Source organism: Bacteroidota bacterium (genome assembly GCA_016722375.1).
Classification (GTDB): domain Bacteria; phylum Bacteroidota; class Bacteroidia; order Chitinophagales; family LD1; genus Bog-950.
The window spans coordinates 25243-47648 of the sequence record JADKJG010000003.1; the positions used below are offsets into that span (position 1 = coordinate 25243).

Consider the following 22406-nt stretch of genomic DNA (forward strand, 5'->3'; position numbering starts at 1 on the left):
CGTAAGCATCACAATCGCATCCGCCGCCTTTAATTTTTCGTGATAAACAGTTTGCTTTGAAATCAAACTGTGCGTGCAGAATCACACAGCTTACTTATAGGCTCGAGCGAATTCTAATCTTTAATTCCGTTTTACCCTTTTTATCGCTTGGCCTCGCTTGCTCTTCTCCCGGGAGGAATCTTGTGAATCAGCTTTCCTACTTACCTCAGGCAAACTTCTTTTAGTTTTAAAAGGCTTTCGAAGCTTTGATCTGAATTATTCCTTAATAAATCTTTTGGTGATCTCACCACTATCCGTTTTCAGATGGAGGAGGTACATGCCTTTTGGGAAATTGCTTACATCTACATCAAAGTTAGAGTCAGTCAATTTGTTTTCTGCTACTACTGCACCGAGCAGGTTGCAAATTTGGTAACGTGTGTTTGCGCTATTTAAGCTCGTAGTAATGTGCAGGGTATTGATGGTGGGATTGGGAAAAATATTTACACTATTATTTGCCGCTTCAATGATGCCAACAGTCTTACAAGAGTAGTAAGAATGAGTGCTGTCACCACTTACCCACGAACCATTGAAATAGGCCTGTCTCGCGACGTAATCTGTCAAACTATTGTTGGCATCATAGGTGTACTTTCTTTGTTCATAGTCCACCCAGATTGCGCCGTCCCAAGGTTGATACAAAGAGCTTGTCATGTTATTATTGGCATCGTAGGTATATATATATTGGTAGTTGTCAGCCCAAACCGTGACATTCCATGCTTGACGCAAATAGCTTATCATGTTATTATTAGCATCGTAGGTGGATACATAGTGGTAGTTGTTCACCCAAGCCGTATCCTTCCATGTTTGGAATAATTCAACTGTCTCGTCATTATTGGCATTGAAGGTATATGCATATCGTGTGTTGTTCGCCCAGGTCGTGCCATTCCATGTTTGACGCAAATCACTTGTTTTGTTACTATTGGCATCGAAAGTGTCTGTATATAGGACGTTGTTCAGCCAGACTGTGTCGCCCCATACTTGGTGCAAATCACTTGTGTTGTTATTATTGGCGTCGTAAGTCCAGATATCTTGACTGAGGTTCGCCCAAACTGTATCCTTCCATGTTTGACGCAAATCACTTGTTTTGTTCTTGTTGGCGTCATAGGTGAATATTCCCTGATCGTGGTTCAACCAAGCTGTGCCATTCCATAATTGACGCGAATCACTTGTCATGTTATCATTGGCATCATAGGTATATATGTGTAAATCGCTGTTCTCCCAGACCGTACCGCTCCCTGTTTGATACAAATAGCTTGTCTTGTTATTATGGGCATCGTAGGTAGAGACATATTTGTAACTGTTCCCCCAAGCCGTACCGTTCCATGTCTGAAACAAATGGCTTGTGTCATTCTTATTGGTATCGAAGTTGTATAGATGTTGCCAGTCGTTTTTCCAAACTGTTCCATCCCATGTTTGGTGCAAATCCTTCGTAACGTTATTATTGCTATCGTAGTTACCTATTCTTTGATCGGAGTTCACGCAAGCCGTATCGTTGCAGACTTGATGCAATTCACCGGTCTTGTTATTGTTGGCATCAAAGGTTAAAAAGAACTTGCTGGTAAGATTCCAACTATTATTAAGGGTGTCCAATTTATAGTTGTATCCGCTGTCTATGTAGCACTTTAAAGAAGTCGCGCCCATGGCTTTGGATAAATGTTCCTGTGTATCCGGTATTCTGTTGTGCGAAGGGCGGTCTATTTGTACTTGTTCGTTCGCTTGGTTTACAGAGATAGGCTTCTCAAGTATTTGTTCCTGTGTTATAGCGATAGCATCGCTAGAAGGAAACTGTTTCCCTTGCGCAAACAGACCGGAGATGAACATCAGCAAGCAGATGGCGGTGAGGGGTAGATTTTTTTTCATACAAGTTACTTTATTTGGTTTTTAATTTTTGTCTCTTCGGTTTACTACAGAACGGTTGGTATTCGCTGCAAAAGGGAAAGCGAAAGGCTATAGTGCTCTGACCAAGAATGACCTACTTATATGTCTCTTCGGATACTTGCCACTTTGCACTTCTTTTTCCCTCTGACAATGAAAACTTCTTCAAAGAACTTTTCTACCTACGACCCTGAGTAGGTCGTTTCATGCCTCAAGTATAGCAATAATAATGCTGACCCGCGAAAATATTTTCGGACATCTTCTCTGATTTCTGGAAATTGACAAATACCCCAAAAACTCCGACCCCTTATGATGGTAGCCGGAAAATAGAGGGTGAACTCATCGAATAAGTAACTTCTCTCTCAGCAACAGAAACCCATCCTTGATTTGGATACTGCCTATTTGAGGTTCAATACTGCTTTCGCTTTACCGTGAAGCAGGAATAACTTCTGCTTCTTTGCGGGTATTCACTGTCTGCTTCATGCCGTATAGCTCAGCCCAAACACCGGTATATGGTCGGTCGAAAACGGGAGGATTTGACAAATCCATCCGCAGACCACTTTGGGTATTGGTGATGTTGCGATTGCGGTCGTTCTTATCCAAGTTTTTGTGGGCCGTGATGCTCCAGCAGGTAGAGTTACCGTTAGCAGCCACATCCACGCTCCAGCGCAAGAAGAGTTGCCACATGCGGAAGTAACGGTTGCCGTAGTGTGTGTTGATATAGGCTTCATTGCGCATCCAGTTTTTGTACCAGCGACGAATAGTATGCGAATAGTGAATGCCAATGTTTTCAACGTGCAGCGCTTCAAAGTTTGCGCTCTGTAAAGAGTCAATGAGGAAAGCAAGCGGGGTAGATGCATCAGCACCGCTGAAAATGTTTTCGCCCATGAAGAGACCCCATACGAGGTCTTGCCAGTGCTGGCCTTTTTGAAAAATACCCGGATTAGCGCGCAGACCTGCTTGTTGCAAATAGAACAAGCCGTCGTCTTCGAGCATATCATAAATCATTTTGATAAAGCCCTTGAATTTGCGTATGCCGACGTGCTCGCCCATTTCGAGGCAGGAGATTTGGTTGTAGGTGTTTCCCTTGGGGATGTCGCGATAATCCATACATAAGAATGCGTGCTTTGTCGCTCACTCCATGGTCTTTGATTTGCTGCATACCCCAGTCATGACCGTCTTGTGCAATGGTGACACCGGTGCTGTCTGTGCCATGGTTTTTAGCGGCATAGGCAACGAGGGTTCCCCATCCGCAACCGATGTCGAGGTGGCGGTCGCCGGGTTTCATAAATAGTTTGTTGCAGACCATTTGCATCTTGCGGTCTTGTGCTTGTTCCAGCGTTTCGTTTTCGGCATCTAAAAAAAATCCGCTGGTATAAACCATGCGCGGGCCGAGATAGGCTGCAAAGAAATCGTTGCCGCGGTCGTAGTGGGAGCGGATGATGCGTTCGTCCTGACTTTTAGAGTGAATTAATGTTTCAGGAATCAGCCGGGAGAAGAAAAATTTCCAATGGTGTGCTGTGAGTGAGTAGCGGAAGTAGCCATTACGCACCTTCATAAATTCTTCAAAGTCGCCCTTGATGTCAATATTGCCGTCCATAAAATCTTCCACGAAATGTCCGAAAGAAGGGTTGTTTCCGGTTACGTAACGCGCACGGGTGGCGTTGGTTTTAGGGACAATGAAGTCCAGTGCTGTTGCAGTCATGCTATTTTTAATTCGAATAAAAAAGTCGCCAAAAGTAACTTATTATATGAGGAAAACTATAAAGGCAACCTCCTATAAAAAAAGGTGTCGCCTCTGCAGGAATCGAACCTGCATTTAAAGTTTAGGAAACTTCCGTTCTATCCATTGAACTAAGAGGCGAAAATAGGGGGCGGGGCGAAAATAAAAAATCCGTTCTCTGAAAAGACTACTTGATGATATTGCCGTTCGTCGCCCCTTCCTTCGGTGCAACAAAATGTAGTTTGCCATCCGCATCCTCCGCCATCAAAATCATTCCTTTAGATTCGATACCGCGCAGCTTTCGCGGAGCCAGGTTGGCTACTACCGAAACCTGTAGGCCGATAATTTCTTCTGGCTTGAAGAATTCCGCAATGCCGGATACTACCGTTCTGGTTTCAAAGCCGAGGTCAACACTCAGTTTTAAAAGTTTGTCAGCTTTTTCCACCTTCTCAGCGGTCAAGATTGTGCCGACACGCAAATCAATTTTATCAAAATCATCGAAGGTGATTTCTGATTTTTGAGTACTGATTTCTGATTTTTCTTCCATTTCTGATTTCTGATGTCTGTTGTCTGTTGTCTTGTGTCTGTTGTCTGATGTCTGATGTCTAATATCTTGTGTCTGTTTCAACTTCGCAATTTGTTTTTCAATGGTTTCATCTTCCACTTTCTGATAGAGCAAGGAAGCCTTCCCCTAATTGGTGTCCGGGTTTCAAAAGGTTTTGTCTGCCTGCGTCACTCCATTTAAACTGCTCCTGATTGAGTTGAAGCAGCTCAAAAATCTTCTTGGAGGTGAAGGGTAGAAAAGGCTCACATAAAATAGCGAGGCTGGCAATGATTTGAAGACAGTCATAAAGGGTTGCGGCAGTCAATTCCTTATCAGTCTTGATGGTTTTCCACGGCTCCTTCTCCGAAAGCAATTGATTGCCATGACGCGCTATGTTCATCATTTCCGACAAGGCATCGCGGAACCAGTATTGTTCAATTGCGGCACCTATTTTATCTCGCTGGGTTTCAATAAAGATTTTCAAGGTCGCATTCTCCTTCGCCTCCGGCACTTGGTTGTCAAAGAATTTTTCGGTTAAGACCATCACCCTGTTCACCAGGTTTCCGAAAATGGCCACCAGTTCGCTGTTGACGCGCGTTTGATAATCCTTCCAGGTGAACTCGCTGTCTTTGGTTTCCGGTGCAATCGAGCAGAGCACATATCTTAGCTCATCTGCCTTTTCCGGAAAGTCTTCGATGTATTCATGCATCTCTACGCTCCAGCGTCGGCTCGTACTCATTTTATCGCCCTCCAGATTCAAAAATTCATTGGCGGGTACGTTATCTGGCAGAATATAATCGCCGTGCATGTGCAACATCACCGGAAAGATGATGCAGTGAAAAACGATATTATCCTTCCCGACGAAATGAACTAATTGTGTATCGGTATCTTTCCAATACGGCTCCCAATTTTTTTTATTGTCCAGTGCCCATTGTTTTGTTGCTGATATGTATCCAATCGGTGCATCAAACCAAACATAGAGCACTTTGCCATCGGCATTGGGTATAGGAACTTTCACACCCCACTCTCCATCACGGGTCATGGCCCGTGGTTGCAAGCCCGCATCAATCCAGCTTTTACACTGACCATAAACATTTGAGCGCCAATCTTTGGCGTGGTCACGAAGCAGCCAAGTGCGCAGCCAGGGTTCGTATTGATCGAGTGGCAGATACCAGTGCTTCGTTTTGCGAAGAACAGGTTGTTTGCCACTTAAGGTGGAATGAGGTTTAATTAATTCGCGAGGAGAAAGGGATTTGCCGCATCGTTCGCATTGGTCCCCGAATGCCTTTTCATATCCGCAATTCGGACAGGTGCCTATGATGTAACGGTCGGCGAGAAAAACTTTTTTCTCTTCATCAAAATATTGTTCTGAAGTGATTTCTTTAAATAGCCCTTTATTATAGAAGTCTAGAAAGAACTCTTGTGCGGTTTTATGATGAAGCGGAGAACTAGTTCGATCATAAATGTCAAATGAAATACCAAGCTTCTCAAAGCTCTGCTGAATGAGCGTGTGATATTTATCAATAATTGCTTGCGGTGTGGTCTTTTCCTGCAAGGCCTGAAACGTAATGGCCGTGCCATGTTCATCGCTGCCACAAACAAAAACCACATCCCTTTGGTTGGCACGCAGATAGCGAACATAAATATCAGCCGGAAGATAGGCTCCCGCCAAATGACCAATATGTTTCGGCCCATTTGCATAAGGCAAAGCTGCTGTTACGGTATGTCGCTTCCATTCTTTCATGTCGGGCGAAGTTGAAAATTTGGCGCGAAGAAACAAAGATGCAGAGGGCATTGCCGTGATTTTACTTAGAGCAAAGCATCTCTGCTGGGCATTTATAATACTCAAACTCTATCTGTCATCTTCTATCGTAAAGCGGGTAGGGTTGGCAAGAAATATTTATAGGCTGAGAAAGCTTATTTATAAATATTTTTTCGATGTCCTGCACTTCGCACTTCTACTATCCTTATTTCATCGTCAATAGAATAGACTATTCTGTAGTCTCCTACTCGGATTCGCCACAGATATTCGTCCATGCCTTTAAGTTTTTTACAGCCCTTGGGTCGCGGGTTGTCGGCAAGGGATTTGATAGCGGGAAATATTTTTCTTAAAACCGGGGTTGGAAGTTTAGCTAAATCTTTTTCAGCATCACGGAGTATGCGAATAGAAAACATATTACAACTTACCAGCCTTGATGAGACGTTTTTCAATAGCTTCTAAACTGCTAGACGGCTGACCTTTTCTTAAACTTGCAATGAGCACATCATACAAATCCTCCCACATGGCATCGCCGAACTTTTGAACTTGCGCAATGTCAATCTTCAGATATTTCTTCTTTTTCTTTTCGTCAGTAAGTATTTCAATGCCTTTCATAATAGTGCTGTATTTTGATTTCGAAGATACGTAAAAAATACGATTTTTATTGGTTTTGACGCATTTATAAAGCCATGATTTTTTTCGCGGGTAATTGATTCATAGCAATATAATAGTCAGTCCTTAAAAGGTCATTTCCATCAATTCAAAGATATTGTGGGCGACATTTCTGGGCAGTAGGGTATGGATATTGGAGTAGGGGGAGCCTTACGGAAGAGATGGTGCCGCAATATTTGGAACACCACAAAAGTGCAGCAAACCATGAAGGTGAAAATTTCATTCTGGAGTAAGAATTTTATTCTATTCCCAAACCCATGCACTTTTAGTGTATAGTATTCTATTTTTTTCTGTCCTTCTATGTATTGGAAACACCTAAGCAGGAATTTATAAAAGAATACCCTCGTTTTGCTTACTCCTTGGCTACATAAACTGATTGCATTTTATTTTTGATACTTGATGTTCTAGCCAGAAACCCCCAACCCCACCGAAAACAGTTCTCACTGTTACAGAAAAGAAGAAGCTGGTGTTGAAAATAGTATAGTGACTGGGAATTTTTTGACTCTTGAACACCGCTTTGTTTTATTTTCGCCTCATGCTATTACGACCGCCAGCCCTTCAAAAAGGAGATACCGTTTATATACTCAGCACTGCCCGAAAAATTACGCTGGAAGAAATTCAGCCCGCTATCGCAATGTTTGAAAAATGGGGGCTGAAAGTGATTATCGGCAAAACCATTGGTTTAGAGTTTCGTCAATTTGCGGGTACAGATGCCGAGCGCAGAGAAGATTTTCAGACCGCTTTGGACAACCAACAGGTGAAGGCTATTATATGCGCCCGTGGGGGTTATGGCACTGTGCGTATGATGGATGAATTGAACTATGATGCTTTCACTCTAAATCCAAAATGGGTAGTTGGTTTTAGCGATGTTACTTTTCTTCATGTCAATATCTCCAACAACATCGGCATACAGACTTTACATTCTGCGATGCCCTTTAATTTTCCTAAGGTGTCGGAAGTCTCTATTGAAAGCTTGAGAAAAGAGTTGTTCGGCGAGAAGAACGAATACACGGTTGCTACCCACGCATTGAACCGATTGGGAAATGCAGAAGGCATCTTGATTGGCGGCAATCTCTCTATTCTATATGGTATCACCGGAACGAAAAGTGGCATCAACACCTCCGGCAAGATTCTGTTTCTCGAAGACCTCGATGAATACTTATACCACATTGACCGGATGATGATGAACTTGAAGCGTTCCGGCAAACTGAACGATTTGGCGGGTTTAATTGTTGGTGGCTTTACGGATATGAAAGACAATAAAGTTGCCTTCGGAATATCCGCCTATGAAATCATTGCTGAAAATGTTGCTGAGTTTAAGTATCCGGTTTGTTATGGATTTCCTGCCGGGCATGTAGAAGATAACCGCGCCTTAGTAATGGGTAGAACATACAAACTGCAAGTAACGAAGGAGGATGTAAAAGTCTTTTGATGGACGATTATATTGAATACTTCGCGGTGGCGTTTGGAGTGATTTATGTGGTGCTGGCGGCCAGGGGAATTATTTGGTGTTGGGCAGCGGGAATTCTAAGCTCCATTCTTTATATCTATATCAATCTCCACCACACTCTTTATCAGGATGCCATTCTCCAGACTTATTATGTGTTGGCCGGATTTTATGGCTGGTGGATTTGGAATAAAAAAGATACTCATCCCGAGGAGCAGGATGTCCTTACCTGGTCATTATCCAAAAACGGAAAGCTGATTTTGTTGGGAGTAATTCTTGTTCCTCTTTTTGGATATGGTTTTTCAAAACTCGGCAATTCGCTTCCCTATTTTGATGCGGCAGTTACCGTCTTTAGTTTCATCGCCACCTGGATGACTGCCAAAAAGATTTTAGAGAATTGGTTATTCTGGATTGTGATTGACGTAATTGCTGCGGGGATGTATTTCGTAAAAGGACTTCATGCTACTTCAGGGCTATATATTTTCTACTCCATAGTAGCGATATATGGATACTATCAATGGCGCAAACAGTTGAAGCTGGTATGATTAAAAAAATATCCATCATCGGTACAGAATCTTCGGGCAAAACAGGGTTAGCAGCAAAGTTGGCAGAACACTACAAAACTATTTATGTACCTGACTATTCTCGGACCTATATCCAAATGTTGGAAAGAAAATACAATCATTCTGATGTATTGAAAATTGCCGAAGGGATTATAGAGCAAGAAGATAAAATGGCACACTTAGCTCACCGGATTTTAATCACCGACAATGACCTCGTCAATATCAAAATCTGGTTGCGCTATTATAAGTGGCCTGTTCCCGATTGGTTGGAGAAAGACATCATCACTCGCCTACCGGATTTATATCTACTGTGCGAGCCTGATATTCCCTGGGTAGGGGATGAGCAACGTCAAAATGCACATGACCGAATGGAGCTATTTCATCAGTTCCGAGAAGAACTCGCCGCCATCAATGCCAACTTCAAAAGTATTACTGGTTTTGGAGTTGAACGTCTGGAAATGGCAGTTTCGACAGTGGATGAATTATTGATGTATTAAGATGCCGATGCCATCGCTTCAAGCGATGGCATCGGTAAAAATTCCTCCGCTCACTTTTCTTTACATACATTTGTGCGAATTCTGGGGCGTTCCCGACAATTAATTGTCGGGATTCTGAGAAGAACCCTTCGAACCTGAAACGCGGTAATTCGTGCGCAGGGAAGAAATTGAGAACATAGCTCTCCTTCTCACCAACTTTCAGAAATTATTTATTCCACTAAGTATATCAGTGGTTAACGGATAATAATTTATGATGAAAAGAACATTATTTCTTGCGGCCTTACCATTTATGGCATTCGCACAAACTGATTCAACTTCTGTTGATTCCATCCAATCAAAAACAATTATCAAAGAAGAAGTGATCGTGAGCGCTACCCGCGCGGGCGAAAATTCACCCACTACTTTTCAGGTATTGAGCAAAGAAGTGTTGAACAAAAATAATCTCGGGCAAGATTTGCCCATCCTGCTTGATATGACACCATCAGCAGTCACTACCTCTGATGCCGGTACCGGTATCGGTTACACCGGTATCCGTATTCGTGGGAGCGATGCGACCAGAGTGAATGTAACCCTCAATGGCATACCCGTAAATGACGGTGAATCACAAGGGGTATATTGGGTGGACTTGCCCGATGTGGTTTCTTCGGCGCAGAGTATCCAGATACAGCGAGGTGTTGGCACCTCCACCAACGGCCCCGGCGCCTTTGGGGGGACGGTGAGTTTGCAAACACAAAATCCCAGTGCGAATCCTTTTGGCGAAGTGAATTTGTCCGGTGGTTCATTTCAGACCATCCGCCTGAACGCCAAAGCCGGTACCGGAATGATTAAGAAACGCTTCTTTGTCGAAGCTCCGGTTATGGATTGCATCCAATGGTTACATTGATCGTGCCCATTCTAACTTATACTCTTGGTTCGCTCAGGCCGGCTATCAGTATAAGAACACGTTGCTCAAAGCCCTGTACTTTGGCGGCAGAGAAAAAACTTACCAAAGCTGGTATGGGCTGCCGGAAGATTTGCTCAAAACCAATCGCACCTTTAACGAGGCGGGGACGGATGGAGGTCGTCTTGAACCGCCTTACAAAAACCAGATTGACCACTACGGACAAGATTATTTCCAACTCTTGTTTTCTCAATATCTTCCATCACATTTCAACCTCAACATCGGTTTGTTCTCCACGCTTGGCCGTGGTTATTATGAAGAATATAAAGTGGACCGAAACTTCAACAGCTACTTTGAAAACCACGACAGCATCGGTATTCGCACCGACTTGGTGCGCCAGCGCTGGCTCAAAAACATTTTCTATGGAGGGACTTTTGCCTTAAACTATGAACACCAATCAATTGCCGCTACGCTTGGTGGCGCGCTCAGTCAATATCGCAGTAAGCATTTTGGCAAGGTGGTTTGGGCTGAGAATATCAATAATCTCGATGTGAATGCCCATTACTATGACGGCTCCTCTACCAAAAATGACTTCAACGTTTATGGTAAATTCAATTACGACTTACTGCACAAAATCAATTTCTATTTCGATTTGCAATATCGCTATGTGGGGTACGTAACGAGCGGGATTGACAATGATAAGAACGCTTACTCGGTTGATAAAACCTGGCATTTCTTCAATCCCAAAGCCGGTATACTTTACAAGATAAAGCCAGAACATCAGGTCTATGCTTCTTATGGACTGGCCCATCGCGAACCGAATCGGGATGACCTCCTCGCTGCCACTATTTCCAATCCACCGCACGCAGAGCAGATGCACAATTTGGAAGCGGGTTACAAATTTCTGCATCGAAAGTTTCCCCTTGCGCTCAACTATTTTCTGATGCAATACAAAGACCAATTGGTGCTGACCGGCCGGGTGAATGATGTAGGAAATCCTATCAAAGAAAATGTACCGGTCAGTTACCGTACCGGTTTTGAACTCACCGGAGCCATCAATATCTACGAACAAAAAGTGTCTCGCCGCCTCTTCGCCATCAATTATTCCTTCAGCTATTCGTGGAATAAAATCAAATCGTTTGACGAATACATCTATACCTACGATGAAAACTATTCACCGGTTGAATCGCTGACCCTCGTTATCAACCATCAGAAAACCAACATCTCTTTTTCGCCCGCCATCGTTGCGGCGCTAGAGCTTGTGGCTTATCCCGTCAAAGGCCTTTCCATCAGTTTGATGAATAAGTTTGTCAGCCGACAGTATCTCGACAACACTTCAAACAAGATGCGCTCGCTGAAACCTTTTTATTATTCCAATCTGAACATCTCTTATTCCATTCCGCTGCGCCAAGCAGGCAAAGAGATTAGCCTGAAAGTGTTGTTCAATAACATTTTCAACCGCCATTATGAAAGCAATGGTTACACCTACTCGGAGCGATACAGCTATCTGGACGAGCACAACGCGCTTCAGGTAACCGACCCGGCTACCTATAATTATTATTTCCCACAAGCGGGATTTAACGTGTTGGCAGGGGTAAGTGTGAGGTTTTGACACAACGGCGAATTGAACAAGGAGGTTGTTGCCTCCTAACGAGGCGAGTTTTATTGCTTTAACTCCTAAGATTTAATCCTTCCAAATCTGTGAAGGATGTAATTCATTTACAGATTTATGTAACACTTATACATAAAAAGAAGTGTATTCTTGCAGGGCAACAATTCTGTTGCCTCATAAAATGAATGAAATGAAATTAAAGATTTTCGGATTCCTTAGCGGATCTAATAAAGTAGTAAGAAATGGGTTCTTGCTTATCATCCCGGTGTTGATGCTCTTGGCGTCCTGCCATGATTACAAACCGGATATTGCAAAACTGGAAGGCGAGAAGCAGGATTTAGTGGTTGATAATACGGGTAAGGATTCCACTATTGAGCACTTCATTAATGAAGTGAATACGATTGAAATGAACTTGGCTGCTATTGACACCAGCAAGCGGAATGTAGTGGTTTCTACTTCAAACCCGGAACTGAGAAAAACCCAAATTGTTCGCATCAACGAGAACATTGCGAACATTAATGACTTGCTGCAACAAAACAAGCAACGCATCGCTGCATTGAGTGCAAAGCTGAAAGCTTCGGGCGTTAAAGTTGCGGCGTTGGACAAAATGATGGTTACGCTCAATATGCAAATAGAAGAGAAAGACAAGCAGATTGTCGAGTTGAACAATCAGATTGTTTCGCTAAACACAACTATCGGCGACCAAAAGAACCGAATCGAAGAACTCATCACTAAGAATAATGAAATGCAGAAAGTGGTGGAAGATCAAAAAACAAAACTCAACACAGCGTATTATGTGATAGGCACATCGAAAGACCTGATTACCAAAAAAGTGCTGACGAAAGAAGGTGGATTTATAGGCATGGGAAAATCGAAAGTGTTGAAGGGTGATTACAATAACATGGGATTCACTCAGATTGATATTTCACAAACGACAACTTTCCCGCTTGATGTCAAGGAAGCAAAGTTGATAACCCCACATCCCAGCAGTTCATATAAGCTGAACTATAAAGACAAGAAACATGTTGCCTCGCTGGATATTTTAGATCAGGATGCTTTTTGGAAAACCTCTAAATATTTAGTGGTTCAGGTGGTGAATCATTAGGATTTGCATCTCCCCAAAGAGAGAAGTTTACAAACCTCTCCCGATGCCTGATGGTGTCGAATACCATATATAAAGACAAGCCTCGTGAAAGCGGGGCTTGTTTATTTTAGGTCGGTGAGGGCTACAGGTGGGGGAGCCGAGCCGATTAGAAAGGGCGAAAAGGATGCTTTTTGATAAAAAGCTCTTTGTTTTTCGCCCAAGACACAGATTTTGCGAATCAGCGCACATCGTGAGCGAATCAGTGCTTATCTTCTCCTAATCAGCACACTTCTTACCTAAATGTGCGCTGATTAGGAGAAGAAGTGGGCAGCTTTAGACAAGAAGTGTGCTGATCTTGTGCGAAGCTGTGCAGCTTCGCACTAAATGTGTGCTGATTGCGGTAAAATCAGCACAGTATAGCGCGCAAAGTGCGCTGATTCGCTCACGATGTGCGCTGCTTCGCAGAAAAGCATGTTTTTGCGTCAATTTTGTAGAATTTGGCCAATTTGCCTCAATTTGGAGATTGCCAAAGGTTGGTTTTGAAATGGAGATATAAAAGAGGGGAAGGGGAGTGTGGAATGGGTGTAGTAATAGCCCGACAAAGACAGTTTGGACTTTAAACTTTGACAACTTTCTAAAAGTTGTCAAAGTTTAATCATCAAGAAGACGGACTACTTTATCTATGCCACTCTTCTATGCCCCACCCAAACAAAACGTTTGTTGACGTATTCGGGGTTGGTGAAGGAGGCGTTGCCGGCGGGGTTGCCACCAGTGACGTGGAAGTCGCTGAAGGTGGCGTGTTGGTTCACCCAAATCATGCCGGTCAGGTTGAGGGACACGGGGACAAATACGGATTCCATCTCTTCGAGAATCATGTTGGTGGTGGCTTCGTCGGTGGAGTAGGCAGCGAAGGTAATGGCGCCGTGTTTGGCGGCCATTTCTTTTGCCAGTTCGACGGACTGAGCGGTGTCTTTGGTTTTGATGAGGAGGACGATGGGGCCAAAAAGTTCATTTTCATAAATGCCGATGTCTCTGGCATCTACTTCGAGGACGACCGGTGAGCAGGTGCGTGCATCGGGGAACTCGGCGTTGGCGACTTTGGTGGGCTGGACGAGGATTTTGGCATCGAGGTCTTTGACGGATTCGACGCGCTTGATGGTCGCTTCATTTTGAATGGCTCCGAGCGTGCGGGTCCCATTTGAGGGTGAGCGGCGATGCCGGAGATGGCATCGGTGAGTGCTTTCTTCACCTCTTCATAGGAGATTAATTTGTCGCCTTCTTTGATGCCACCGGCAGGGATAAAGAAGTTTTGTGGAGCGGTGCACATTTGTCCGCTATAAAGTGAAACAGCGAAAGAGAGGTTTTGCATCACTGCTTTCAAATCTTGCACGGAATCGAGAATGGCGGAGTTGACACCAGCCATTTCGGTGAAGGTGGTTTTGTTGGGAAGGGATTGGATATAATTTCCGAAGGCAGAGCCGCCGGTGTAGTCAATGAGTTTTACTAAGGGATGTTCGGCTAATTGTTTGGTGATGAGATTGGTGGAATTGTCCACGGCCAGTTGGCAAACATTGATGTTGATGCCTTTGGCTTGGAGTGCGTTTTGAATCTCAGCAACGACAATCGCCATAGGGTAAACCGATTTGGGATGTGGCTTGACGATGACGGTGTTGCCGGTGATGAGCGAGGCGAAGAGGCCGGGGACGGAATTCCAAGTAGGGAAGGTAGAACAGCCAATCACCAGTCCAATTCCCTTGGGAATGGCTTTGAAAGTTTTTTCCAACTTGACGGATACTTTGCCCATCGGTTTTTCCCAAGTGACGTTGGCAGGGAAGCGTTTCAGTTCTTCGTAACCCATAGCAAGGGCTTCGAGCGCGCGGTCGTTGGCATGAGGGCCGGAGGCCTGAAAGCTCATGACGAAACTTTGTCCGGTGGTGTGTTGTGTGGCGTAGGCGATTTCGAAGAAGCGGTTCTTGATTCTTTCCAGTGCATCTACCAAAATATCGGCGCGAGTATCTATGCTTACTTTTTTCCAGTCGGAGAAGGCCGTGCCAGCACGAACGATGAGGGTTTCTACATCGAAGATGGGATAGGTGATGCCCAATGATTTTTTGGTGTATGGAGAAACTTCTTCTCCTGCCCAGGCAACGGGGTTGAGTTGTCGAAGACCTGTGAAAGATTTGCCAAGTTGATTATTGAAATCATCTTGCCCTTTCTTGGGGGCTTCTTCACCATAGGCTTTTGGATGTTCGGGATATTGGGCGTAGAAAGTGCGTTCATGAATAGCTTTGATTGCTTTTTCGATGATTTCTTTGTTGCTGGCAAGTTGAGTAGCGGACATAAAATGAATCTTTAATCGTTTTGAAAATTGAGGGCGTGAAGATAGAAAAAGCGGGAAGGGAGGACAGGTCATCCTCATCGGCTTGGGACTTTTGATACTTTTACACCCGACAGAAACCAAACCATGATGCAGTTGAAAACCCCTGCCTTTGCCTTCCTGCTGTTGTGGGTGGCCGCTTGTTCTACTTCTAAAAAAGCCCTGAAAAATGCAGCGGAGCAAAACCTGCCTGCCATTGAAATCACCGCTTCGAGGGAGAATCCTTATCGCGCCAGTGCGACTAAAGATTTTGACCTGATCCATACCAAACTGGAAGTTACGCCTGATTATCAGAAGCAATATTTGTATGGAAAGGCGACGATTACGCTCAAACCCCATTTCTATCCTCAAAAAGAATTGGTGCTGGATGCCAAACAGTTTGATATTAAAGAGGTGAGTGTGGTGAGCGGCGAAAATTCGCGCGAGGGTTTGGCTTTCACATACGATTCGTTGGAATTGAAGATTACACTGAACAAAGAATATACGCGCAACGATCGGTTGAAAATATTTATTGATTACACGGCCAAACCCAATGAACGCAAAAGCAGCGGAAGCGCTGCGATTTCAGACGATAAAGGGTTATACTTTATCAATCCACTGGGAACGGACACCACCAAACCGATTCAGATATGGACGCAGGGAGAAACAGAATCTAACTCCTGTTGGTTTCCGACTATTGACAAGCCGAATCAGAAACAAACGGATGAAATCTATATCACACACCCAAAGAAATATTTGAGCCTGAGTAACGGTACACTTATTTCTTCTAACCCGGTGAATGACAGCACCGTGACGGATTATTGGAAGATGGATTTGCCACACGCTCCGTATTTGATCATGATGGCGATTGGAGATTTTGCGGTCATTCAAGATCGGTGGCGCGACGTGCCGGTCAATTATTACGTAGAGAAGAGTTATGCGCCTTATGCCAAACAGATTTTTGGCAACACGCCGGAGATGATGGAGTTTTTCAGTCAGAAGTTGCAGTTTGATTATCCCTGGCAGAAGTATGCGCAGATGGTGGTAAGAGACTATGTGAGCGGTGCGATGGAAAACACTACGGCGACGATTCATGGAGAGTTTATGCAGCGCAATCCTCGCGAGTTGTTGGATGAAACTTATGAAGATGTGATTAGCCATGAATTGTTTCATCAATGGTTTGGAGATTTGGTGACTACTGAAAGTTGGAGCAATATTCCACTGAATGAATCTTTTGCAACCTATGGAGAATACCTGTGGAATGAATACAAGTACGGCAGAGATTTTGCTGATTATAAAGCCTACGAAAATTATGAGTTGTATATAAGCGAAGCGCGGGCCAAGAATGTAGATATGATCCGGTATTATTATGATAATCGGGAAGAAATGTTTGACCGGCACAGTTATGAGAAGGGTGGATTGATTCTTCATTCTCTCCGAAAAACGGTAGGCGATGATGCCTTCTTTAAATCGCTGGAACTCTATCTGAAAACCAATCAGTTTAAGCCGGTGGAGTTGGCACAGTTGCGATTGGCATTTGAAGAGGTGACCGGCAAGGATATGAACTGGTTTTTCAATCAGTGGTTCATGAATTCCGGGCATCCGGTGCTGGATATTAAATATCGTTATGAGAACGACAGCGTCTATGTGGCGATTGAACAAAAACAAAGCAACGGCAAAGGGTTGGTTTATCAATTGCCCGCTAAGATTGGAGTGTGGTATGGCAACCAGATGACTGCTTATGATGTAGTTATAAAAAAGAAGGCCGAGGAGTTTTCGTTCAAAGCAAAAGGAAAGCCGGACTTAATTGATTTTGCTTCCGATCGGGCCTTGTTGTGTGAGAAAAAAGAGAATAAGAATTTGGAAGAGTATGTGTTTCAGTATAAGCATGCCCCCTTGTTCGACCAAAGACGAGAAGCGCTTAACGCTTTGGCTGAAAGCCAAAAGCAGAATGACACGGCGAAACAGGTGATGATATTGGCTTTGAATGACCATTTTTTTTACCTCCGTGAGTTTGCGATTAGAAAACTGACATTATCTAAAGAAGATGCGGCATGGTCAACGATTGAAAGCATGGCTAAGAATGATAAGTCAAGCAGAGTTCGGGCAGCAGCCATCGAAAAATTGAGCAAAAGCAGCCGGTCTAAAGAGTATGCAACGGTATTTGCATCTGCCGCGACAGATAGTTCCTATGATGTGGCTTCTGCTGCACTAAAGGCGTTGAGTGCTGTAGATTCTATTAAAGCACTGGCTACAGCAAGAACACTGGAAAATGAAAAAAACAATTCATTGGCGGCTGCGGTAGCAGATATATTTTCGAAGAACGGAGATTCTACTTATCAAACGTTTTTCGAGAGCAAACTTCGCCAATCATCGGGTATCGGGAAATATACTTCGCTGTATTATTATGCGAACTTTCTTATCCGCATGAACAAAGAGATGGTGCTGTCGGGAATTGAAACGATTACTGCCGAAGGGAATAATTCTGAAAATGTTTTGGTGAAGGGAGGAGCAAAGGGCGCGCTGAAAAGAATTGTAAAGTCCTTTGAAGAGCGAAAGAAAAATACCAAAGACGACTCGCCGGAGCTTATATCAAATTACGAGGCAATCATACGCGCAGCAAATAGCGGTTTGGAGAAGCTGACAAAAACGAGCGAGCCGGAAAAGAATTAATTTAAAGAAACTGTTTTGACCCCCTTTCCGGAAGGAAGACGGAGGGAAGGATAGACGCGTTCTATATTCTCAATACTTATTGTTCTGAGCCGATAGAAGGAGTCATCAACTGTTTTGGAAGGATGTAAATCAACGACACTAATAGCTCCGTTTTCAGAGGTCGTGAGCATTTTTTGATCGAGGTAAGCACATTGGCGGAACTGAGAAGGTTCCCCCATCAGCCGCTCCACTAGCACGTGATGATAGTTCTCAGGATGGGGGAATTGAATAATTACGCTAACGGTTTTTTCTTCTCTGACTACTTCAATAGTAAACTCCTCATCTGTAGACGTCATCTTATAGTCCGGGATTTGAGCAGACATACCGATACTACTGAAAGCTGCAAACAAACAAATCACCCCCTTAAACATCTCTTTATAATTATTCAACATAATCCTTGATATTATTCTGCCACCGCAAATATGGATGTTATCCAAAGGTATATAGTGGTTGTTTTTCTTACTTTTTTGTTCATAGTCCAATATAACGTCCAAATAATCTTTTGTCAAACTCTTTCTGGTTTTTTAACTTGCATCCATGAAAGAATTGCTGCTTTTACATGGAGCCTTGGGCTCAAAAGATCAGTTTGCTGAATTAGAATCGGATTTGAGTGCCTTGTATCATACGCATAGTATTAATTTCTCCGGGCATGGAAAGGCAAGCTCTCATCATCATGCTTTCACCATACAGAATTTTTCTCATGAGGTGTTGGACTGGATGAACGAGAGATACATTCAAAGTATGGATATTTTCGGATACAGTATGGGAGGATATGTGGCCTTGTGGCTGGCGCGGTTTTATCCTGAAAGAGTGAACAGGATACTTACGCTCGGCACCAAACTGAAGTGGAGCGCAGAGGAAGCAGAAAAGGAAATTAAAATGCTCAACCCTGAAGTGGTGGTTGAAAAGGTTCCATCCTTCGCCAAGGATTTGGCTGAACGCCACGGCGAACATGAATGGAAAAGCATGATGAGTAAAACTGCTTTGCTCATGAAAGATCTTGCTCATACGCATCTCGACGATCAGGATTTTATCAAAATTGCATGTCCTGTTCTTTTAGGTTTGGGTGAAAAGGACAAGATGGTTACTCTTGAAGAAACAGATTATGTGCACCGCTTGTTGAAGAATTCTGAATTGAAACTCTATCCCGGTGTTGGTCACCCTATAGAACAAGTGCCATTGACTCTTTTAGAGCAGGAGATAAAATCATTTTTTGTCTGAGGCTGGAATTATTTTACCTGCGTCACGAAATTGGAGGTTCAGGTTCTTCACTTTATCCAGATCAATGGTCAGTTCTGACGGTGTTTTATGTAAGTTGACCATCGAGTAGGTCTTCCAAAAATTTTCATCGTATTTGTAGTAGCTATCATACAGGCTGGACATGCTTAAAAAATTCCCCTTTGTCAGAATTTCACCTACATTCTTAGTGGTGAATTCATCAAAATAAAGCTCAAACACTTCTTCTACAATAAAATCTACCTGACCGGTTTGCCGGTTTAGCACGTGATGGTTATATGTTCTTTGCAAGGAGGTGACAAAATATTTTCCGCCAATATTTTTCAAAATAATGACATCACTTTCATTCACTAATTTCCATCGGCTATCTAATTCATAACGAGACCGGACGTAATATGGGTTAGGAAATTTCTCTATTTCGATTTTTAAAATGGCAAAGGTCTCCTTCTGTATCCAAAATTTCGCTTTTTCCAGTTTTGCACTGCTCTTATCTTTGTATTGCGTCCGTATAATATACTGAGCCGAATCCTCGCTTTCAAACTTAGGAGAAAGGAAATCCAACATCTTTGGGTTCAAAAGAGTCCCCTTATTATAGCTGAAAGGGTTTTCCTTCAACAGGTCTGTTAAGTGATCTCCATGAATATCGCCGTTGGTTTCAAAGTTCTCACTTCTCCGGACTTTATTCGTTTGAATCAATTCGTGAAAAGAATATTTATAGGGCGACTTCGTATTAAATGCTATGCTCACATCCGCCTCAATCAGGCGAACATATTTTCCATTCTCTTTATGATATTGTCTGTATAAGCCCCGCTGAATAATGGAGTCGGTGTATATGTTTTTTCGCAGGTTATCAATCGCCTTTAACAAAACACCACGGGCATTCATGGCGGTAACTACCACTTCGTCTTTGGTTGCTACTTGAGTTTCAAGAATGATTCTAAGGGTGTCTTTGGCTTGGTAATCTGAAACAGAAATGGTTTTGGCTTCGTAGCCAATGAAGGAAATCCTAAGAGAATCTGTCAGGCTACTTTTGGGAAGTGGCAATTCAAAATAACCATTGTCTTCGGTCAACGCACCTAATTGGGAATTCTTTATTTGTACTGCGGCTAATGATAGTGGCTGGCTATTCTCCTTATCAAGAACATATCCCTTTAACAACACGTTGTCTTGTGCAAATACAAGAGAAATAGAAAACAATGCCATCATCGAAAACATGCACTTCATACCCTTCATAAACGTTTCTTCACCCCTTTTTATTTTCACGAACTCGTTTCAAAGAAACAAAAAAGGCAGTAAGCCTTCGCCTACTGCCTAATTTTCTGACCGAGTTACTGTCAAACTGGTCTTACCAGCTCAAATCGTCATCAAATTTTTTCATGAACTCATCCACAACGGAGGAGTCATTTTTTTTCTTACCGGGCTTTTCATTTTCCGGAGAAGCGGGCTTTTCTAAATAGTCTGTCATTTTATTAGTCCTTTTGCGAGCAGGTTTGTTTTCAGTAGGCTGTGCTACGTTCGATACCGCCGTCTCAGGTTTAGGCTTTCTGAAATCAGGCTTTCCTGAGAATTGCTTCTTTTCTCCAAAGGGCTTCCGATCTCCTCTGCCAGAAGGTTTATCATCGAAACTTTTTTCTCTCCTTTCGTCGCTATTATTTGTCCGATGACCGCCACCGCCGCCGAACGATCTGCCGCTGCCGCCGCCACTATCGCGTTCCTTCGCTTTAGTAATCAGTGGCTTTCTTCCAGCTTTATTTTTGCTGAACACCGCCAACAATTGTTCTGCCTCAACAAAACTTACGGTAATGAAGGAGAACTTATCATAAACCTTTATATCCTTAATGGCACTTTGGTTAATAGTTCCTTCCTCTTCTAAAAATTTCGTCAGCGTTGCCGGATTGTATCCTTGCTCCCTGCCGAGAGCCACAAATAAACGTGCTGTTCCTTTGATATCTACAGAACCGCCTCTGCTTTCACTTATTTCCCGATAGGAGTCTTCCTTCAATTCATCTTTAAATGTGTATTTCAATAGAGCAGCGACCACCCGTTCAGCGGTCTGTCCTTCATCTATCAACTCATGAGCCATATCCACATATTCTTGATATCCACCGCTGTCAATCATTTCCATGATGTCAGCCTTCATTCGCTTTCTCTTCGTGGCCACAACGTCTTTTACCGTTGGCACGTTTTCTTTCTTAATGGTTGCTCTTGCAATTTTCTGAATGAAAAGTAATTCACGAAATTCGTGAGGTGTGATAAAAGTGATTGCAGTTCCCTGCTTCCCTGCACGACCGGTTCTGCCGATACGGTGTACATAGGCCTCCGGATCTTGAGGAAGATTATAGTTAATAACGTGTGTCAAATCATTTACGTCAATTCCTCTAGCAGCTACGTCAGTTGCAACTAGTATAGTGGCCTTCTTTGCCTTGAATTTCTTGATAATCAATTCGCGCTGACTTTGCGATACATCACCGTGCATCGCCTCTGCCTCGTAGCCCCGGTCGTTTAGCTTATGAGCTACCTGATCGGTTTCGATTTTGGTTCTGCAAAAAATGATGCCGTAAAAATCAGGCTCTACATCAATGATTCTTGAGAGGGCTTCAAACCTTTCGCTTTCGCGGACTTCAAAATAAATTTGTTCCGTAAGATCTGAGGTTACCTGTTCCTTTTTTACCTCCACGAGGTCATAATCCTTCATGAAGTTTTTTGCCAATCGCAAAATTTGTGCGGGCATCGTAGCACTGAAAAGAAGCATTCTTCTTTCGGCTGGGACGCTCTTCAAAATTTCGCGTACCTCTTCTTCAAAACCCATGTTCAGCATTTCATCAGCCTCATCCAACACCACGTGTGTCACATGCTCCAACTTCAGCGTTCTCTTATCTATCAAATCGCGGATACGACCGGGTGTTCCCACTACGATCTGCGAGCCCCGCTTGAGACCTCGCTCCTGAATGACATAGCTCTGCCCGCCATAAACCGGCAGAACCGAGAACTTCTTGTCTCCTTTATAAGAACTGATTTCCTCCGCCACCTGTATCGCTAATTCGCGAGTAGGGCAAAGAATCAGTGCCTGAACATTTTTGGAGTTGTCGTCCAGTTTTTCAATCAGCGGAAGGCCGAAAGCCGCTGTCTTACCGGTACCGGTTTGAGCCTGTCCAACAATGTCTTTAGCTCCGCTGAGCAATAGCGGAATAGTTTTTTCCTGAATAGGCGATGGTTGCTCCCATCCTTTTTTCTGCAATGCAGACAATACATTCTCACTCAAGCCGAGTGCTTTAAATTTTTCCATGATAAAGTTTTTGTGTCAGTTCGAACGCCAATGAGCCATCTGAGAAAGGAATCCCGACCAAAGGTAGGGAACGAAGCGATAACCATGAGAGATTATCAACGCTGAACCAGATATCCCGCCATCG

The 22406-nt window shown here is 43.5% G+C and carries 14 protein-coding genes, 1 tRNA gene and 3 pseudogenes; 8 read left to right on the top strand and 10 right to left on the bottom strand.

Annotation, left to right across the window (positions count from 1 at the left end; genetic code table 11):
- Positions 1 to 255 precede the first annotated feature (255 nt).
- From IPP77_03820 to IPP77_03845, 6 genes and pseudogenes are all read right to left on the bottom strand, one after another.
- On the bottom strand, positions 256 to 1896 hold the full coding sequence (locus IPP77_03820; protein MBL0308823.1) for a T9SS type A sorting domain-containing protein: 1641 nt from the start codon (positions 1894 to 1896) through the stop codon (positions 256 to 258).
- A 441-nt stretch (positions 1897 to 2337) separates the two neighbouring features.
- Positions 2338 to 3469: pseudogene (locus tag IPP77_03825) on the bottom strand (class I SAM-dependent methyltransferase).
- 234 nt (positions 3470 to 3703) lie between these two features.
- Positions 3704 to 3775 (bottom strand) — tRNA-Arg (locus IPP77_03830).
- A gap of 46 nt (positions 3776 to 3821) precedes the next feature.
- Positions 3822 to 5922, bottom strand: a pseudogene (metG, locus tag IPP77_03835) (methionine--tRNA ligase).
- 173 nt (positions 5923 to 6095) lie between these two features.
- Positions 6096 to 6353 (bottom strand): type II toxin-antitoxin system RelE/ParE family toxin, encoded by a 258-nt coding sequence (locus IPP77_03840; protein ID MBL0308824.1) that lies wholly within the window; start codon positions 6351 to 6353, stop codon positions 6096 to 6098.
- Position 6354: 1 nt separating this feature from the next.
- Positions 6355 to 6552 (bottom strand): hypothetical protein, encoded by a 198-nt coding sequence (locus IPP77_03845; protein MBL0308825.1) that lies wholly within the window; start codon positions 6550 to 6552, stop codon positions 6355 to 6357.
- Positions 6553 to 7144: 592 nt separating this feature from the next.
- On the opposite strand from IPP77_03845, the gene IPP77_03850 reads away from it, so the two are divergent.
- The 6 genes from IPP77_03850 to IPP77_03875 all read left to right on the top strand — a co-directional run bounded on the left by IPP77_03850 (position 7145) and on the right by IPP77_03875 (position 12713).
- Positions 7145 to 8041: an LD-carboxypeptidase gene (locus tag IPP77_03850; protein MBL0308826.1), complete on the top strand. Its 897-nt coding sequence runs from the start codon at positions 7145 to 7147 to the stop codon at positions 8039 to 8041.
- The gene (locus IPP77_03855) at positions 8041 to 8601 is read left to right on the top strand and encodes a nicotinamide mononucleotide transporter (GenBank protein MBL0308827.1); all 561 of its coding nucleotides are present in this window, start codon (positions 8041 to 8043) and stop codon (positions 8599 to 8601) included. The genes IPP77_03850 and IPP77_03855 overlap by 1 nt, the downstream gene beginning before the upstream one ends.
- Complete coding sequence (locus tag IPP77_03860; protein ID MBL0308828.1) at positions 8598 to 9116, top strand: ATP-binding protein; 519 nt, start codon at positions 8598 to 8600, stop codon at positions 9114 to 9116. Before IPP77_03855 ends, IPP77_03860 begins: the two co-directional genes overlap by 4 nt.
- 250 nt (positions 9117 to 9366) lie before the next feature.
- Positions 9367 to 9999, top strand: a complete 633-nt coding sequence (locus tag IPP77_03865; protein ID MBL0308829.1) for a TonB-dependent receptor plug domain-containing protein — start codon at positions 9367 to 9369, stop codon at positions 9997 to 9999.
- Positions 9956 to 11608 (top strand): TonB-dependent receptor, encoded by a 1653-nt coding sequence (locus tag IPP77_03870; protein MBL0308830.1) that lies wholly within the window; start codon positions 9956 to 9958, stop codon positions 11606 to 11608. Before IPP77_03865 ends, IPP77_03870 begins: the two co-directional genes overlap by 44 nt.
- Positions 11609 to 11798: 190 nt before the next feature.
- Positions 11799 to 12713 (top strand): hypothetical protein, encoded by a 915-nt coding sequence (locus tag IPP77_03875; GenBank protein ID MBL0308831.1) that lies wholly within the window; start codon positions 11799 to 11801, stop codon positions 12711 to 12713.
- Between the two features lie 659 nt (positions 12714 to 13372).
- On the opposite strand, the pseudogene paaN reads toward IPP77_03875, so the two are convergent.
- Positions 13373 to 15033, bottom strand: a pseudogene (gene paaN, locus IPP77_03880) (phenylacetic acid degradation protein PaaN).
- A gap of 123 nt (positions 15034 to 15156) precedes the next feature.
- On the opposite strand from paaN, the gene IPP77_03885 reads away from it, so the two are divergent.
- Positions 15157 to 17721, top strand: a complete 2565-nt coding sequence (locus IPP77_03885) for a M1 family metallopeptidase (protein MBL0308832.1) — start codon at positions 15157 to 15159, stop codon at positions 17719 to 17721.
- Here IPP77_03885 and IPP77_03890 read toward each other — a convergent pair.
- Positions 17718 to 18152, bottom strand: coding sequence for a hypothetical protein (locus tag IPP77_03890; GenBank protein MBL0308833.1), 435 nt, complete (start codon positions 18150 to 18152; stop codon positions 17718 to 17720). The genes IPP77_03885 and IPP77_03890 overlap by 4 nt on opposite strands.
- A 145-nt stretch (positions 18153 to 18297) precedes the next feature.
- On the opposite strand from IPP77_03890, the gene IPP77_03895 reads away from it, so the two are divergent.
- The gene (locus IPP77_03895; protein ID MBL0308834.1) at positions 18298 to 18981 is read left to right on the top strand and encodes an alpha/beta hydrolase; all 684 of its coding nucleotides are present in this window, start codon (positions 18298 to 18300) and stop codon (positions 18979 to 18981) included.
- Here IPP77_03895 and IPP77_03900 read toward each other — a convergent pair.
- Positions 18967 to 20259 (bottom strand): carboxypeptidase-like regulatory domain-containing protein, encoded by a 1293-nt coding sequence (locus tag IPP77_03900; GenBank protein ID MBL0308835.1) that lies wholly within the window; start codon positions 20257 to 20259, stop codon positions 18967 to 18969. The genes IPP77_03895 and IPP77_03900 overlap by 15 nt on opposite strands.
- An 82-nt stretch (positions 20260 to 20341) precedes the next feature.
- Positions 20342 to 22282 carry a DEAD/DEAH box helicase gene (locus IPP77_03905; protein ID MBL0308836.1) on the bottom strand — a complete coding sequence of 647 codons (1941 nt, stop codon included), beginning with the start codon at positions 22280 to 22282 and terminating at the stop codon, positions 20342 to 20344.
- Between the last annotated feature and the right edge of the window lie 124 nt (positions 22283 to 22406).